Source organism: Paenibacillus sp. OSY-SE, assembly GCF_000283315.1.
GTDB lineage: Bacteria > Bacillota > Bacilli > Paenibacillales > Paenibacillaceae > Paenibacillus_B > Paenibacillus_B profundus.
Genome location: NZ_ALKF01000071.1, coordinates 1 through 276 on the forward strand (window position 1 = coordinate 1; position 276 = coordinate 276).

Below are 276 nucleotides of genomic sequence, written 5' to 3' on the forward strand. Positions count from 1 at the left end.
CTTTTTCCGTTTCGGCTGTTTGGTGTGGTTTTGGCTTTCACTTCGTGTTTCTCGTAGCCCAGATGCGTGTCAAGCTCCGCCTCCAGCATCTCCTGGATCGTCTCGGCAACAGCTCTTTCAAGGCGTTTTGTGCATCCTGAGCCGTCACTAGCTTATTCTCTTTAATGAATTCCCGTAGTTGCTGTTTCGTCCAAAGTCCCATGTGTTCTCCCCAACCTTTCGTCTAGTTAAATTTTAATTGATTTTGGGAGTTTACACACTTTATTTTACAGACTC

General features: G+C 45.3%; 1 pseudogene. It reads right to left on the minus strand.

The window, feature by feature from the left end:
* Positions 1-202: pseudogene (locus A372_RS39210) on the minus strand (transposase); the annotation flags it as partial.
* Positions 203-276: the final 74 nt, after the last annotated feature.